The organism is Castellaniella denitrificans, assembly GCF_042653765.1.
Classification (GTDB): Bacteria; Pseudomonadota; Gammaproteobacteria; order Burkholderiales; family Burkholderiaceae_B; genus Castellaniella; species Castellaniella denitrificans.
This window is the reverse complement of sequence record NZ_JBHSEZ010000029.1, coordinates 131,943-147,809: the sequence shown is the minus strand read 5'-3', so window position 1 is coordinate 147,809 and position 15,867 is coordinate 131,943. Positions and strand designations below refer to the sequence as shown.

The window sequence follows — 15,867 nt, the reverse complement described above, 5'->3', positions numbered from 1 at the left end:
GACAAAAAGCCGCGCACGCTGCGCAAAACGATGCAGCGTGCACGGCTCGTGCGAAGGGGAGCAAAGCCCCCGGGCATTACTTGCGCAGGCCGAGTTTTTCGATCAGCGCGCGATACGAATCCGGGTTGCGGCCCTTCAGGTAGTCCAGCAGCTTGCGGCGGCGGCTGACCATGCGCAGCAGGCCGCGACGCGAGTGGTGGTCTTTCTTGTGGGTCTTGAAGTGGCCGGTCAGTTCGTTGATGCGGGCCGTGAGCAGGGCCACCTGGACTTCGGGGGAGCCGGTGTCGCTGGCGGCGCGCTGGAATTGCGCGACGATGTCGGACTTGACGATATCTGCAACAGACATTTTATTCCTCAATGGACAAGCGGCAGCACCGAGGCGCGCTGCCGTGGGATCAAATGAAAGCGCCACGCAAATCGTGGCGCGGGAAAGATTATAGCGGATTACGGCCCCGGACGCGCAAACCCGGTCGGGATCGCCCGCCTCAGGCGTCGTCACCGCCGTCGGCGTTGCGCATGCGCTGCCCCAGGCGGCGCGCCCGGCGCACGCGCCACAGCCACAGCACCCAGCCCGACAGGCTGTAGAGCACGAACAGGGCGAACAGCACCACCGGCGGATCGCTGGAGACGAAGACGAAGACCGCCACGACCACCAGCATGACCCAGAACGGCACGCTGCGGCCCAGCGCGAAGGACTTGCCGCTGAAGAACGGCGCGTTGGACACCATGGCCACGCCGGCATAGACCGTCATCGCGAAGGCGGCCCAGGGGATGACGCCATCGGACAGGGACAGCTTGTTGTCCACCGACAGCCAGACGAAGCCGGCGACCAGCGCCGCCGCCGCCGGACTGGGCAGGCCCTGGAAGTACTGCTTGTCGACCTTGCCGATGTTGGCGTTGAAGCGCGCCAGGCGCAGGGCGGCCCCCACCACGTAGACGAAGGCGGCCAGCCAGCCCCAGCGGCCCAGGCCCTGCAGCGACCATTCGTACATCACCAGCGCGGGCGCCATGCCGAAGGACATCATGTCGGCCAGGGAGTCGTACTGCTCGCCGAAGGCGGACTGGGTGTTGGTCAGGCGGGCCACGCGCCCGTCCATGCTGTCGAACACCATTGCCAGGAAGATGGCGATGGCGGCCACCTCGAAGTGCTGGTTCATGGACTGGACGACGGCGTAGAAACCGGCGAACAGATTGGCGGTGGTGAAGGCGTTGGGCAGCAGATAGATGCTGCGGCGGCGCTGAGGTTCGTCAGGCATGGGTTCAGGCTGCGGAAGCGTCATCGCGGGGCGTAACGGGGAGTTCGGCCAGGACCGTGCGGGTGGCCTTGACCTTGTCGCCCAGGGCGACCCTGGGACGGGTCCCCACGGGCAAGTATACGTCCACCCGCGAGCCGAAGCGGATGAAACCATAGCGCTGCCCCGCGTACAGGGCCTGCCCGACCCGGGCATGGCACAGGATGCGCTTGGCCACCAGGCCCGCGACCTGGACGGCCGTGACCGTCTGCCCGTCGGCCGTGCGCAGCACCATGGCGTTGCGCTCGTTCTCCAGGGATGCCTTGTCCAGGGCCGCGTTGAAGAACTTGCCCGGGAAGTACTCGATGGACCGGACCTCGCCATCGACCGGGGCGCGGTTCGAGTGGACGTTGAAGACGTTCATGAAGACGCTGATCTTCAGCGCCGGGCGCCCGTCCGCGTAGGGATCGGCCGCGTCCTCGACGCAGACGATGCGGCCGTCGGCCGGGCACAGCACCAGGCCCTCGCCCTCGGGCGCCTCGCGCGCGGGATCGCGGAAGAACTGCAGGGCGAACAGCGTGAACACCCAGAACGGGACGGAAGCCCAGGGCGACCACCAGGTCACCAGCAGGGAGACGATCAGCGCGCCGGCCAGGATGGGCCAGCCCTCGCGGGCGATCGGCGGATGGGGATACGGGGGGATTTTCATGGTAGGCGCAAGAATAACCCAATTCAGCATGGGGAGACACGCGGGCGGACCGGCGGGCGCCAGCCGCTCTGGCCGCCCCCTCCCCCGCGCGGGCGGGTCCCGGCGGTGCCTGTTTGCTCCCGGAGCGGCCGGGCGCGCAACGAAAAACAGCCGGCGCCCCGACGAGGCGACCGGCTGCTCGCCGCATGGGAAAGGATCAGTTCTTGGACTGGTCCACCAGCTTGTTGGCCGCGATCCAGGGCATCATGGCGCGCAGCTTGGCGCCGACCTGTTCGATCTGCGATTCCGCGTTCAGGCGGCGGCGCGAGGTCAGTTCCGGCGCGCCGGCGGCGTTTTCCAGGATGAAGTTCTTGGCGTAGACGCCGGACTGGATGTCGGCCAGGCACTGGCGCATCGCGGCGCGCGTCTCGTCGGTCACCACGCGCGGGCCGGTGACGTATTCGCCGTATTCCGCGTTGTTGGAGATCGAGTAGTTCATGTTGGCGATGCCGCCCTCGTAGATCAGGTCCACGATCAGCTTCAGCTCGTGCAGGCACTCGAAGTAGGCCATTTCCGGCGCGTAGCCCGCGTCGACCAGGGTCTGGAAGCCGGCCTTGATCAGTTCGACGGTGCCGCCGCACAGCACGGCCTGCTCGCCGAACAGGTCGGTCTCGGTTTCCTCGCGGAAGTTGGTTTCGATGATGCCGGCGCGGCCGCCGCCGTTGGCCATGGCGTAGGACAGGGCCAGGTCGCGGGCCTTGCCCGAGACGTCCTGGTGCACGGCCACCAGGTGCGGCACGCCGCCGCCCTGGGTGTAGGTGCTGCGCACGGTGTGGCCCGGGGCCTTCGGGGCGATCATGATGACGTCCACGTCGGCGCGCGGCACGACCTGGCCGTAGTGCACGTTGAAGCCGTGGGCGAAGGCCAGCGCGGCGCCCGCCTTCAGGTTGGCGGCGACTTCGCCGCGGTAGACCTGGGCGATGTTCTCGTCGGGCAGCAGCATCATGACCAGGTCGGCGCCCTTGACGGCCTCGGCGACTTCCTTGACGGCCAGGCCGGCGTTCTCGGCCTTCTTCCAGGACGCGCCGCCCTTGCGCAGGCCGACGACGACCTTGACACCGGAATCATGCAGGTTCTGCGCGTGCGCGTGGCCCTGGGAGCCATAGCCGATGATGGCGACGGTCTTGCCCTTGATCAGGGACAGGTCGCAGTCTTTGTCGTAGAAAACTTTCATGTTGAATACTCCGATTTTTTAATTCTGAAACGAGAGGTTGCTACAGCCGGACGCCCCTGCAACGGGGCGCCCGCGGGGTTCAAAGCTTCAGTACACGTTCGCCGCGCCCCACGCCGGAGACGCCGGTGCGGACCGTCTCCAGGATGGCGGTGCGGTCCAGCGCCCCGATGAAGGCGGCGATCTTGTCCTGCACCCCGGTGAGCTCGATGGTGTAGGTCTTGTCGGTGACGTCGATGATGCGCCCGCGGAAGATCTCCGCCATGCGCTTCATTTCCTCGCGTTCCTTGCCGACCGCCCGGACCTTGATCAGCATGAGCTCGCGCTCGACGTGGGGGCCTTCGGACAGGTCGACGACCTTGACCACGTCCACCAGGCGGTTCAGGTGCTTGGTGATCTGCTCGATGATCTCGTCGGAGCCGACCGTGACGATGGTCATGCGCGACAGGGTGGCGTCCTCGGTGGGCGCGACGGTCAGCGTCTCGATGTTGTAGCCGCGCGCCGAAAACAGCCCCACCACGCGCGACAGGGCGCCGGGTTCGTTCTCCAGCAGGATGGAAATCACGTGTTTCATGTCTTATCCCCTCACAGATCCTCGGAACCCAGCAGCATCTCGGTCAGGCCGCGGCCCGCCTTCACCATGGGCCAGACGTTCTCGGTCTGATCGGTGATGAAATCCATGAACACCAGACGGTCCTTGTATTTCGTGAACGCCTCGCGCAGGGCGGGCTCGACGTCGGCCGGCTTGTCGATGCGCATGCCGACGTGGCCGTAGCTCTCGACCAGCTTGACGAAATCCGGCAGGGCGTCGACGTACGATTCCGAATAGCGCGAACCGTATTCGATCTGCTGCCACTGGCGCACCATGCCCAGGTAGCGGTTGTTCAGGCACAGGACCTTGGGCGTGAGGCGGTACTGGCTGCAGGTGGACAGTTCCTGGATGTTCATCTGGATCGAGCCTTCGCCGGTGATGACGGCGACGTCGCGGTCCGGATTGGCCATCTGCACCCCCATGGCGTAGGGCAGGCCCACGCCCATGGTGCCCAGGCCGCCGGAATTGATCCAGCGGCGCGGTTCCGGGAAGGGATAGTACTGGGCCGCCCACATCTGGTGCTGGCCCACGTCGGACGTGACGATGGCCTGGCCGCGCGTGACTTCCCACAGCTTCTGGACCACGAACTGCGGCTTGATCACCGTGTCGGACTGCTCGTAGTCCAGGCACTTGCGGCCACGCCAGGCGTCGATCTGCTTCCACCAGGGATCCAGGCGGTGTTCCGCCAGGCCCTGCTCGGCCATCGACTGGGCGTACAGGCCGATCAGGTCCTGCAGGACTTCCTTGACGTCGCCCACGATGGGCACGTCCACCCGCACCCGCTTGGAAATCGAGGACGGGTCGATGTCCACGTGCACGATCTTGCGCGGCACCTGGGCGAAATGCTTGGGATTGCCGATGACGCGGTCGTCGAAGCGCGCGCCGATGCCGATCAGCACGTCGCAATGCTGCATCGCCATGTTGGCTTCGTAGGTGCCGTGCATGCCGGGCATGCCGACGAAGCGCTCGTCCGTGCCGGGATAGGCGCCCAGGCCCATCAGGGTCGTGGTGCAGGGCGCGCCGGTCAGCCGGACCAGCTTGCGCAGTTCGTCGGCGGCGTCGGCCAGCACGACCCCGCCGCCGGCGTAGATCATCGGGCGCTCGGCGGCCAGCAGCATCTGCACGGCCTTCTTGATCTGGCCCTGGTGGCCCTTGGTGACCGGCGCGTAGGAACGCAGCTGGACCGGACTGCGCGGCGGCGTGTACTTGCACATGGCCACGGAGACGTCCTTGGGGATGTCCACCAGCACCGGGCCGGGACGGCCGGAGCGCGCGATGTAGAAGGCGCGGCGCATGGTTTCGGCCAGGTCCTTGACGTCGCGCACCAGGAAGTTGTGCTTGACGCAGGGCCGGGTGATGCCGACCGTGTCGCATTCCTGGAAGGCGTCCTGGCCGATGGCGTGCGTGGGGACCTGGCCGCTGATGATGACCATGGGGATCGAGTCCATGTAGGCCGTGGCGATGCCGGTGACGGCATTGGTCACGCCCGGCCCGCTGGTCACCAGGCAGACGCCGGTCTTGTCGGAGGATCGGGAATAGGCATCGGCGGCGTGGACGGCCGCCTGTTCGTGCCGCACGAGCACGTGCTGGAATTTGTCCTGCTTGTAGATCGCGTCGTAGATGTAGAGGACCGCGCCGCCGGGGTAGCCAAACACATGGTCTACGCCTTCCTCGATCAGACAACGCACGACGATGTCGGCGCCATTGAGTTCCATGATGATTCCTTTCTTGACCCGTGTCGTGCACCAAGCGGCCTGTCGGCAGCCCGGGCCAGTCCCGGCGATCCGCGACATGATCCGACGCTGGGCGATTCACGGAATCGCTTTGCCCGGACACATTGCGGGACCAGTCTGCGCCCCTTGGCACAAGACACTCGCGCCATCAGGCGCAACGTGGTGGAAATGGACGCCCCGGACCGCGCTTGTGACACATCCTGGGACATAAAGACGGAAGACGAAAAAAACCGGGTGTGTGACCCGGGAGCGTTCGCCACATCGGGCGGCCGCCATGGGGCCGGCCGATGGGCTAATTTACCGCGTTGCAACATGGGAAGCAAATCAGGCTTCGTCGAGCAGGCCGTGCTCGACGGCGTACACCGCCACCTGGACCCGGCTGCTCAGGTCGAGCTTCTTCAGGATGTTCTGCACGTGGATCTTGACCGTGCTCTCGGACAGGTCCAGGTTGCGGGCGATGAGCTTGTTGCTTTCGCCGCGCGCCAGGCACTGGACGATCTCGCGCTCGCGCTGGGTCAGGCGATCCCGCTGGCCCCGTCCGCCCGGCGCCGCCGGATCGGACCGGCGCCGGAACTGTTCGACCAGCTTGCCGGTCATCTCGTCGGCGATCGTGGCCTCGCCCGCCGCCACCTTGTGGATGGCGGCCACCAGCGCATCGCCATCGACGTTCTTCAGCAGATAGCCGCTGGCGCCCGCCTGGAGCGCCTGGCCCAGGTCCTCGGCATCCTCGGACACGGTGAGCACCAGCACGGCGCAGTCGGGTACGTCCTGGGCCAGCAGCTGCAGGGTCGCGAGCCCGGACAGCCCGGGCATGTTCAGGTCCAGCAGGATCACGTCGGGCGCCAGCGCGCGGGCCCGCTTGATGCCTTCCAGGCCGTCGGCCGCCTCGCCGACGATCTCGAATTCCGGGTACCGCTGCAGCAGCAGCCGGATGCCCGTGCGAAACAGGCTGTGATCGTCGATCAGCAGGATTCTGATCATGTTTCCACCCCTGGGCTCCGGGCCGCGCATGGTTTCATCAGGCCAGCCGGCGCTGGCCGGCCGGCAGTTCCAGCACGATCGAGACCCCCTGGCCGGGCGCGGTCGATACCGTCAGGGTGGCGCCCATGCGCCGCGCGCGTTCCTGCATGATGCGGCGGCCGAAATGTCCCTCGGGCCGATCGGCGAGACTGTCGGGATCATAGCCGATCCCGTCGTCCGTGATCTCCATGCGGAAATCCGTGCGGTTGCTCAGGTGGATGTCGACCTTGCCGGCCTCGGCATGCTTGCGCACGTTGGACAGGGCTTCCTGGAGGATGAACAGGGCCTCGAGCTGCTGCACCCGCGTCAGGGGCGCCCCGCCCGTCAGCCCGTCGGAACGCAGCGAAACCTCGATCCCGGTCTGGCGGCGGAACCGGGCCACGGCCTCTTCGGCCGCGTCGAGCAGCCCGCCTTCGCCCAGCTGGGTGCGGAAGTTGTTGAGCAGCTCGCGCACGTCCTGGTAGCTCTCGTCCACGCCGGTGCGCAGCAGCGGCACGATCTCGCGGATCTCGTCCAGGTCGGCGCGGTCGGCCGCGCGGTCCAGCAGCTGCAGCTGCAGGTTGAGGAAGTTCAGGCCCTGCGCGATGCTGTCGTGCAGCCCCTGCGCGACGAGATTGCGTTCCTGTTCCATGGCCAGCTGGCGCGCCTGGCCGCTCAGGCGCCGGTTCTGGACCGCCACGCCCAGGTGCAGCCCCAGGGTTTCCAGCAGATGGATCTGCTCCGCCCCCAGGGGATGCGGCTCACGGAAATACAGCGTGAATTCGCCCAGCACGTCCTCCTGGGTGTGAACCCGGAACGAGGCCGACTCGGGGAACGGCCCCGCGCCTTCCAGCCCGGAGGTCATGGAAATCCGCGCCCGGTCTCCCTGGGGGCCGCGCAGGCGGACCGCCGCGCCGTCGGGGCCGAAGCGCTGGATCACCCGGTCCAGGAAGCCCCGGCAGACCGCCTCGATGTCGTTGGGCCGGTTCAGGAAGGTCGCCATGTCGTAGAGTGCGGACAGGACCTCGTTCTGGCTGGCGAGCTGGGCGGTCTTTTCGGCCACCCGCGCCTCCAGGTCGCTGTAGAGGCCCTGCAGCTCGTCGGCCATGCGGTTGAATCCGCGGGCCAGCACGCCGAACTCGTCGCGCCGGTCCACCGGCAGGCGCACGCCGAACTCGCGCCGCGCCATGCGCTGGAGGCCGTCCTGCAGGCGGCGCACGGGATGGATGATCCACAGGTACAGGAGATACACCAGGGCGAGCGTCCCGGCGCAGGCCATGGCGATCAGCATCCCCTGGGAAAAGCGCAGGCGGCTGGTCTTGCGGGCGCTGTCGTCCTCGATCATGCGCACCAGGTGGTCGGCCTGGGCCACGAACTCGGGCAGGAGGTCCTGGTAGACGTCCTCCGGCTCGCCCGTCCGGACCGCCCGGGCGGCGGGCACCAGCCGTTCGTCCCAGAGCGCCGTGACCCGGTCCATCTGGGCACGGATCAGGGGATCGTGCGGCAGGGCCAGGGGCCGGGCCGCGTCCCCCTGGCGGATGCGGCCCAGGATCCGCGCCTGGACCGAGAGCAGGTCGTCCAGATCGGGCGGGCCGGACGCGCCGGCGGCGCCTTCCGGCCCGGAGCCGGGCGCGTGGCGCAGCAGGGCGATGGCGACCTGGTTGGCCCGCATCCGCAGGCTGCCGGTGTCGTTGATCGCCGCGCCGGCGCCTTCAAGCTGCCAGGACAGCCACAGGGTCCAGCCGATCATGCCCAGCACGACCATCAGCACCACCGCCGTGGTCGAGATGATGCGCGTCGAGAGGCGGTAGCGGAAGGCCGGCGAATCCAGGTAAGGAGAGTTCGTATGATCCATGCGGAACGGGAAGCGTCGGCCTGCGGCCGGGAATGGCGGGATGCGCGCCCGTGCGCGTCCCGCGCCGGATCAGTATAGCTGGAGCGCGAGGGACTCCCGGGGCGGGACGTGGTGTTCCGCCCAGGCCGGATCCGGGGCGGGCCCGGACAGGCACAGGGGCAGGAAGGCGTCCGCCTGCGGGGAATAGACTTCCAGTTCTCCGCGCGCCATGTCGAAGTGCCAGCCGTGCAGCGACAGCGCCCCCCGCTCCCGCCGCTCGCGCACGCAGGAGAAGCTTTCGAGGTTGCGCAGCGAGACCCGGATGGCCGCTTTCTCGCAGGCCCTGCAGCGCATCTCGAAGGCCGCGCCCGGCATGCGGTCCATCACTTCGCGCCGGGCCGTCTCGGCCACGGACACCCAGCGCCCCACGACGCCCGCCTCGTCCTGCGTGGTGAGGGATTGCTCCATCAGGGCCCGGATGCCGCCGCACTGGCTGTGTCCCAGGACGATGATGCGTTCGACGGCGAGCTGCTCGACCGCGAACTGGATGGCCGCCAGCACCCCCTGGTGGCTGTCGCCCCGGCCGTACGGCGGCACGAGATTGGCCACGTTGCGTACGACGAACAGCTCGCCCGGCTCGCACCCGAGCATCAGGGCGGGGTCCACCCGGGAATCGCAGCAGGCGATCAGCAGCGTGGCCGGCCGCTGGCCTGCGCACAGGCTCTGGTACAAGGAAGGGTCTTCCTGGTAGTAGCGTCGGCGGAACCCCTTGAAACCGCCCAGGAGTCGCTGGATGTCGTGCACGGCTGTCCTCCTTGCCGGACCGGTCCGCCCCGGAGGGCGGGCCCGGCCATTCGATGAAGTGAAGAACGCAGGAATCAGGCGGCGTCCGCGGCCAGTTTCGCCGCCCGGGACCGGGACTCGCGCAGCCCTTCGCCGCGGAAGCTGTAGTGCATCCAGACGAGGGAGACGCAGACCGTGCCGTACATCAGCATGAAGCAGCTGGAATTGACGCCCGTGAAGTCCAGCAGCGCGCCGAACAGGATCGGCAGGATGAAGCCGCCCAGGCCGCCGGCCAGGCCCACGATCCCGGAGACCGCGCCGATGTTGCCGTCGTAGTCGTTGGAGATGAACTTGAACACGGAGGCCTTGCCGATCGCCATCGCGATCCCCACGACGAACATCAGGATGGTGAACATCGTCGGGCTGAGCGCCAGGTGGAAGGACAGCGGGCCGGAAGCGGTCTGGATCGTGAAGTCGGTCTTCGGATAGCTGAGGATGAAGAACGCGACCCAGGCCACCCACATCACCCACCAGGTCGTGCGGTAGGCGCCGACACGGTCGGAAATCCAGCCGCCCAGGGCGCGCAGCACCCCGCCCGGCAGCGAGAAGCAGGCCGCGAGGAAGGCGGCCGTGCTCATGCTGAAGCCGTATTCATCGACGTAGTAGTGCACCATCCAGAGCGACAGGCCGACATAGCCGCCGAACACCACCGAGTAGTACTGGCTATAGCGCCAGACCCGGGGGTCGCGCAGCAGATGCAGCTGGGCCCGGAAGCCGCCGCTGGAGGCGGCCTGCAGGTGGGAAGGATCCGTGGCGGTGAACACCCAGAACAGGCAGGCCGTGATCAGCAGGCCGACGGCGTACACCTGCGGCACGATGGTCCAGGCGCCGCCGGCGGCCACGATCAGCGCGGGCGCCACGAACTTCGTGACCGCCGTGCCCGAGTTGCCGGCGCCGAACACGCCCATGGCGAAGCCCTGCCGGTCGCGCTTGAACCAGCGCGCCACGTAGGGCGTGCCCACCGAGAACGAGCCGCCCACCAGGCCGACGAACAGCGACAGGACCAGGAACTGCCAGTACTGGGTGGCGTAGGACATGAGCCAGATCGGCACCACGGCCACGATCATGGTCAGGAAGAACACGATGCGCCCGCCGTAGCGGTCGGTCCAGATGCCCAGCGGCACCCGCACCAGCGAGCCGGAGAGCACCGGCATGGCGGCCAGTAGGCCGAATTGGGTCTCGGACAGGCCGAGCTGGGTCTTGATGGGGATGCCGAGCACGGCGAACATCATCCAGACGGCGAAACAGATCGTGAATGCGAAAGTGCTGGCGATCAGCACGGACAGGGCTTTTCGGGAAGATGGAGTGGTCATGGTGACTTGGCCTTCTTGAGCGGGAAATCCGCATGGTGGAAGCATAAGGAATTCGCGCCTTTCCGGATATCGGTCTCATGACCAGCCCTCGCCCGCCGGAGTAACTAGATACTCCGGCCAGGTGTTCTCTATACTTGGGGACCTCTGAACAAGTCCCCGCGCCGCATGCATCCGCGGCATCAGACGCAGGCCGCATGATCTTGCCCACTTCGCAGCTGCAGCGATTCTTCTACAGCCACTACTTCTTCGGCGGGCTGCGCCAGGCCACGGGCGTGCTGCTGCCGGCCCTGGTGCTGTCCGGCGTCTTCGGCTGGCACGCCGGCGGCTTCGTGGCGGCGGTCGGCGCCGCTTGCGTGGCCATCCTGGACCAGCCCGGCGGCCCCCGGCGCTACGGCATCAACGGCATGTTCGCCGCCCTGTGCCTGGGCTCGGCCACCACGTTCCTGACCGGCCTGGCCTCCAGCCACGTCCTGGCGGTCTGGCTGACCGTGCCCGCCCTGTGCTTCGGCTTCTCGATGCTGACCGTCTACGGCAAGCACGGCGGCCTGCTGGGCTTCGCCTGCCTGCTGATCATGACCCTGACCCTGCGCACGCCGCTGACCCCGGCCGACGTGCTGGAGCACACGCTGACCTCGTTCCTGGGCGGGGCCTTCTACCTGCTCTACAGCGCCGCCGCCCACCGGCTGCTGTGGCACCGCGAGGAACAGCAGGCCCTGTCCGTGGCGCTGTTCGCCACGGCCGACTACATCGCGGCACGGGCCCGCTTCTACGACATCCACCAGGACCTGGACGACAGCTACCGCCACCTGATCCGCCGCCAGGCGCTCATGACCGAGGCCCACCAGGCCGCCCGCGACATGGTGCTGCGCGAACAGCCGCGCGGCACCGCCACCCACGCCGACCGCCTGCGCCAGGGGCTGCTGAACCTGTTCGTCGACATGATCAACCTGCTCGACAGCATGGTGGCCACCCACACGGACTACGCCACCCTGCGGCGCGCGCTGCCCGACAGCGACATCCTGCTGTTCGTGCGCGACGCCATGATGAAGCTCGCCGCCAACGTGGCCGGCCTGGCCCTGAACGTGGCGCGCAACCGCCGCCACCGCGTGCGCAACAGCGTCAAGGCCGAACTGCGCGCCCTGGAATTCGAGCTGCAGCAGCTGCGCGAGGGCGGCATGCCGCAGTCCGATCCGGAACTCTACGCCCTGCTGGTCCAGGTGCTGCGCCGGCTGCGCAACATGACCCGCCAGGTCGACCGCATGGCGGACCATTCCGTGAACCCGGTCCCGCCGGAAACCGATCCGGTCCGCGCGCGCCAGACCCTGGACCGCTTCCTGACGCGGCAGAAATGGCGCGCGGACCTGCTGACGCGCAACCTGAGCCGCCGCTCCGCGCACTTCCGCTACGCGCTGCGCGTGGCGGTCGCGGCGCTGCTGGCCATGGTGGTGGGCGCCCTGCTGGCCCGCACCCCGCTGGTGAGCGCGCTGGACCCGGGCATGGCGGGCCACAGCTACTGGATCGTCCTGACGGTGCTGATCATCATGAAGCCCGGCTTCGCGCTGACCCGGCAGCGCAACGGCTGGCGCCTGACGGGCACACTGATCGGCTGCGGCCTGTCGCTGCTGCTGTTCGCCCTGGTGCGCAATCCCCTCGCCTACCTGCTCATCCTGGTGGCCTGCAGCGTCCTGGGCTACAGCCTGGTCCAGGTGAACTACACCCTGTCGGCGGTGTTCAACACCCTGTTCGTGCTGCTGGTGTTCCATTTCCTGGCGCCGGGATCCAACGCGGTGGTGGGCGAGCGCCTGGCCGACACCGTGATCGGCAGCATCCTGGCGCTGACCTGCAGCTACATCCTGCCGTCCTGGGAACGCAACACCCTGGGCGAACTCGCGCGGGCGCTGCGCGCCGCCAACCAGGCGTTCCTGCAGGCCGGGCTGGACCACGTCCGCGCCTGCCGCGCCGCGCGGGCGGCGGGCGCGGCCGACGCCCCCGAACCCGGCGAAGCCGACGTGCGCTGGCGGCTGGCCCGCAAGAACGTGCACATCGCCTTCAGCAATTTCGCCTCGGCCTTCTACCGCATGATGGACGAGCCCGTCAGCCGCCAGCGCCACGTGCCGGAGCTGAACCGCCTGCTGATCCAGAACCATACGCTGGCCTCGCAGATCGCCGCCGTGATCCCGCACCTGGCGCTGATCGACGACGAGCCCGAAGGCATCCGCCAGGCGCTGGCGGCCACGCGGGACGCGCTGGCGGGCCGCGTGGCCGCACCGCCCAACGTCATCGAGACCGAGGGCGACTACGCGACCATCGCCTACCCCCTGCGCCAGATGATCAAGGCCGCGCAGCGCATCGAAGAAGAAATGCGGGCGCTGGAGGCGCCGCCGGAACGGCCGCCGGCCGCGCGGGCCCGGACGGCCGGCTGAAGGCGCGCCGGCGGGCGCCTACGACACCGCCGCGCCCATGACCAGGTCGGGCAGCCAGGTGACGACCCCCGGAAACACGCACAGCAGCACGATGGCCGCCATCATCACCAGCACGTAGGGCAGCGCCCCCTTGAGGATTTCCTGGGTGGGCACGTCCGGCGCGATGGCGTTCAGGACGAACAGGTTCAGCCCCACGGGCGGCGTGATCAGGCCGATCTCCATGTTGATCGTCAGCACCACGGCGAACCAGTAGGGATCGAAGCCGGCCTGGGTGATGATGGGCAGCAGCAGCGGCGCCGCCATGACGATGATGGCCACCGGCGGCAGGAACATCCCCGCCACCAGCAGGAAGACGTTGATCAGCCCCATCAGCAGCCAGCGGTTGATCTCCAGCGCCGCGATCGCCGCCGCCAGGGACTGGGTGATGAACAGGGACGACAGGGCGAAGGCGAACAGTTCGGCCGAGGCCATGATCATCATGATCATGACGCTTTCGCGCATCGCCGAGCCGAACACGTCGACGTAGGTCTTCATGCGGAACAGGCGATAGATCAGGACGACCACCACCAGCGTCAGCAGCGCGCCGGCCCCGGCGGCCTCGGACGGGGTGGCCACCCCGCCGTACAGCACGAAGAGCATGCCCAGGATGATCAGCAGCAGGGGCAGCACCTTGGGCAGGGCGGCCAGCCTGTCGCGCCAGGAATAGCTCAGCGTCCCGGCGCCGAAGCGGAAGCCCTTGCGCCGGGCGTCGTACAGGGCCCAGGCCATGAACATGCAGGTCAGCAGGATCCCGGGCAGCACGCCGGCCAGGAACAGCCGGCCGATCGAGGTCTGCGTCGAAATGCCGTAGACGATCATGGTGACCGAGGGCGGGATCAGGATGCCCAGCGTGCCGCCCGCCGCGATCGAGCCGGTGGCCACCGAGGCGGGATAGCCGCGCCCGAGCATTTCCGGGATGCCCATCTTGCCGATGGCCGCGCAGGTGGCCGGGCTGGATCCGGTCATGCCGGAAAAGATCGCGCAGGCGCCGATGTTCGACAGCACCAGGCCGCCGGGCACCTTGTGCAGCCAGCGGTCCAGGGCCTTGTACAGGTCGCCGCCGGCCGGCGTGCCGGCCACGATGGCGCCCATCAGCACGAACATGGGAATGGCGACGTAGCCCAGGTTGGCGATCCCGGCGAACATGGTCTCGGCCAGCACGTAGATCACGCCCGGCCCCATGTCCAGGAACAGGCCGGCCACGGCGGCCAGCCCCAGGGCGAAGGCGATGGGCATGCCGGTCGCCAGCATCAGGCACAGGCCCAGGACGATGCAGATCCCCGCGAGGGTGGGCGTCATGACGGCTCTCCCGACAGTTTCATGATTTCGACGACGTACTGCAGGCTCAGCAGGGCGAAGCCGAACACGACAGGCGCCAGCGGCATCCACAGCGGCACGGCCGCCACGCTGGAGGTCGTCCAGCCGCCTTCCAGCGCCTCGAACAGGTGCAGCCCCGTGGCCGCGGTCATCAGGACGCAGAACGCCAGCCCCAGCCAGGCGCCCACGCGGTCCATCCAGCGGCGGGTCCGGTCGCCCGCCAGCATCTGGATGAAATCCACGCCGACGTGCCCCTTGGTCATGAGCACGTAGGGCGCGCCCAGGAAAATCGCGGCCGTGGCGCCGAACACCACGGCCTCGGTCTGCCAGATCGTGGGCGCGCGGAACACGTAGCGCATCAGGATCATCTGGCAGACCACCAGCATCGCGAACACCAGCAGCAGGGCCGACAGCACGCCGCAGGCGCGCGACAGGCTCTCCACCCAACGCGTAAAGACTCGATTCATGCGACCTCCCCTGTGTGTCGCGCAAGACGGGGGAAACCACCGCCCCCCGGTCGGACCGCGCGCGGGGCCGCCGGCGGACGGCGGCGCCCGCGTCCGGCGGCTACTGGACGGCCAGCGCCTTCCTGAGCAACTCGTCGCCGCCCTTCACCTTTTCGGAGAACAGGCGGTAGGAGGAGTGCTTGGCCACCGCCATCCAGGCCTGGTAGTCCTCGGGCGTCATGGTCACGACCTCCACCCCGGCCTTGGCGTAGATGTCGCGCATCTTCTGCTCGCCCTTGCGCGCCTCGCCGGTGAAGTAGTCCTCGGCCTTCTTCGCCGCCGCCAGGATGGCCTCGCGCTGCCTGGGCTCCAGGCCATCGAAGACCTTCTTGGACATCAGCACCGGTTCATACATGAACCACAGGGCGTTGTCGCCCGGCGCCGTGAGGCACTTGGCCTGCTCGTACAGGCGGTAGGAGACGAAGCTGTCGTTGGACGTGTTGGCCGCGTCCAGGACGCCCGTCTGCATGGCCGAATAAACTTCGGACGAAGGCATGGACGAGATCGACGCCCCCGCCGCCGCCAGCATCTGCTCGAAGGCCGGGCCGGCCGCCCGGATGACCTGGCCCTTGATGGTGTCGGGGCCGGTGATGCAGTTCTTCTTCGAGGCGAAGCCGCCCGCCAGCCAGGCGTCGGCGATGACCACGGCACCCTGCTTCTCGACCAGCGCCTTGATGTCTTTCATGAAGTTGGACTGGTTCAGGCGCTGGGCGTGCTCGTAGTTGCGCACCAGGCCCGGCATCAGGGTGGCGGAGAATTGAGGCACGCGGCCCGACGCGTAATCCAGCGGGAAGGCCGCCATGTCCAGCTGCCCGCGCGTGAGCGCGCCCCATTGCTCGTTGGCCTTGTACAGCGAGGACCCCGGGAACACCTGGATCTTCAGCCCCACGTTGGCCGCCTCGACCTCGCGGGCGATGAGCTGCACCATTTCGTCGCGCGGATCGCCCTGCCCACCCGGGAACTGGTGCGAGGCCCGCAAGGTGGTCTCGGCCAGCGAAGTGCCCGATCCGGCCGCCAGGGCCAGGCCCAGCATGGCGCACAGCATATGTCGCTTCATGGTTGTCTCCTGATGATTTTTATGGAGGTTGCCGGCCCGGCTCCGGGCGCGGCCATGGCC

The 15,867-nt window shown here is 68.1% G+C and carries 14 protein-coding genes; 1 reads left to right on the top strand and 13 read right to left on the bottom strand.

Annotation, left to right across the window (positions count from 1 at the left end):
• Positions 1-76 precede the first annotated feature (76 nt).
• From rpsO to ACFO27_RS15675, 10 genes are all read right to left on the bottom strand, one after another.
• Entirely contained in the window at positions 77-346 is a 270-nt protein-coding gene (rpsO, locus tag ACFO27_RS15720) for a 30S ribosomal protein S15 (RefSeq protein ID WP_043683847.1), read from the bottom strand.
• Between the two features lie 139 nt (positions 347-485).
• Entirely contained in the window at positions 486-1,280 is a 795-nt protein-coding gene (gene pssA / locus ACFO27_RS15715) for a CDP-diacylglycerol--serine O-phosphatidyltransferase (RefSeq protein WP_376818184.1), read from the bottom strand.
• Positions 1,261-1,941: a phosphatidylserine decarboxylase gene (locus ACFO27_RS15710; protein ID WP_376818183.1), complete on the bottom strand. Its 681-nt coding sequence runs from the start codon at positions 1,939-1,941 to the stop codon at positions 1,261-1,263. Before ACFO27_RS15710 ends, pssA begins: the two co-directional genes overlap by 20 nt.
• A gap of 196 nt (positions 1,942-2,137) precedes the next feature.
• Complete coding sequence (ilvC, locus tag ACFO27_RS15705) at positions 2,138-3,154, bottom strand: ketol-acid reductoisomerase (protein WP_323025019.1); 1,017 nt, start codon at positions 3,152-3,154, stop codon at positions 2,138-2,140.
• 79 nt (positions 3,155-3,233) lie between these two features.
• Positions 3,234-3,725 (bottom strand): acetolactate synthase small subunit, encoded by a 492-nt coding sequence (ilvN, locus tag ACFO27_RS15700; RefSeq protein WP_323025020.1) that lies wholly within the window; start codon positions 3,723-3,725, stop codon positions 3,234-3,236.
• Positions 3,726-3,736: 11 nt separating this feature from the next.
• Positions 3,737-5,461 (bottom strand): acetolactate synthase 3 catalytic subunit, encoded by a 1,725-nt coding sequence (locus tag ACFO27_RS15695; protein WP_376818296.1) that lies wholly within the window; start codon positions 5,459-5,461, stop codon positions 3,737-3,739.
• A 339-nt stretch (positions 5,462-5,800) separates the two neighbouring features.
• Positions 5,801-6,457, bottom strand: coding sequence for a response regulator (locus ACFO27_RS15690; RefSeq protein WP_376818182.1), 657 nt, complete (start codon positions 6,455-6,457; stop codon positions 5,801-5,803).
• 37 nt (positions 6,458-6,494) lie between these two features.
• Positions 6,495-8,330 (bottom strand): type IV pili methyl-accepting chemotaxis transducer N-terminal domain-containing protein, encoded by a 1,836-nt coding sequence (locus ACFO27_RS15685; protein WP_376818181.1) that lies wholly within the window; start codon positions 8,328-8,330, stop codon positions 6,495-6,497.
• A 69-nt stretch (positions 8,331-8,399) separates the two neighbouring features.
• Complete coding sequence (locus ACFO27_RS15680) at positions 8,400-9,113, bottom strand: carbonic anhydrase (protein WP_376818180.1); 714 nt, start codon at positions 9,111-9,113, stop codon at positions 8,400-8,402.
• 74 nt (positions 9,114-9,187) lie between these two features.
• Entirely contained in the window at positions 9,188-10,465 is a 1,278-nt protein-coding gene (locus tag ACFO27_RS15675; RefSeq protein ID WP_376818179.1) for an MFS transporter, read from the bottom strand.
• Between the two features lie 194 nt (positions 10,466-10,659).
• Here ACFO27_RS15675 and ACFO27_RS15670 point away from each other — a divergent pair, with 194 nt between their 5' ends.
• Positions 10,660-12,888 carry an FUSC family protein gene (locus tag ACFO27_RS15670; protein WP_376818178.1) on the top strand — a complete coding sequence of 743 codons (2,229 nt, stop codon included), beginning with the start codon at positions 10,660-10,662 and terminating at the stop codon, positions 12,886-12,888.
• 18 nt (positions 12,889-12,906) lie between these two features.
• On the opposite strand, the gene ACFO27_RS15665 is transcribed toward ACFO27_RS15670, so the two are convergent.
• The 3 genes from ACFO27_RS15665 to ACFO27_RS15655 all read right to left on the bottom strand — a co-directional run bounded on the left by ACFO27_RS15665 (position 12,907) and on the right by ACFO27_RS15655 (position 15,807).
• Complete coding sequence (locus tag ACFO27_RS15665; protein WP_376818177.1) at positions 12,907-14,226, bottom strand: TRAP transporter large permease; 1,320 nt, start codon at positions 14,224-14,226, stop codon at positions 12,907-12,909.
• Positions 14,223-14,711 (bottom strand): TRAP transporter small permease subunit, encoded by a 489-nt coding sequence (locus tag ACFO27_RS15660; RefSeq protein WP_376818176.1) that lies wholly within the window; start codon positions 14,709-14,711, stop codon positions 14,223-14,225. Before ACFO27_RS15660 ends, ACFO27_RS15665 begins: the two co-directional genes overlap by 4 nt.
• Before the next feature lie 100 nt (positions 14,712-14,811).
• Positions 14,812-15,807, bottom strand: a complete 996-nt coding sequence (locus ACFO27_RS15655) for a TRAP transporter substrate-binding protein (RefSeq protein WP_376818175.1) — start codon at positions 15,805-15,807, stop codon at positions 14,812-14,814.
• Positions 15,808-15,867 lie beyond the last annotated feature (60 nt).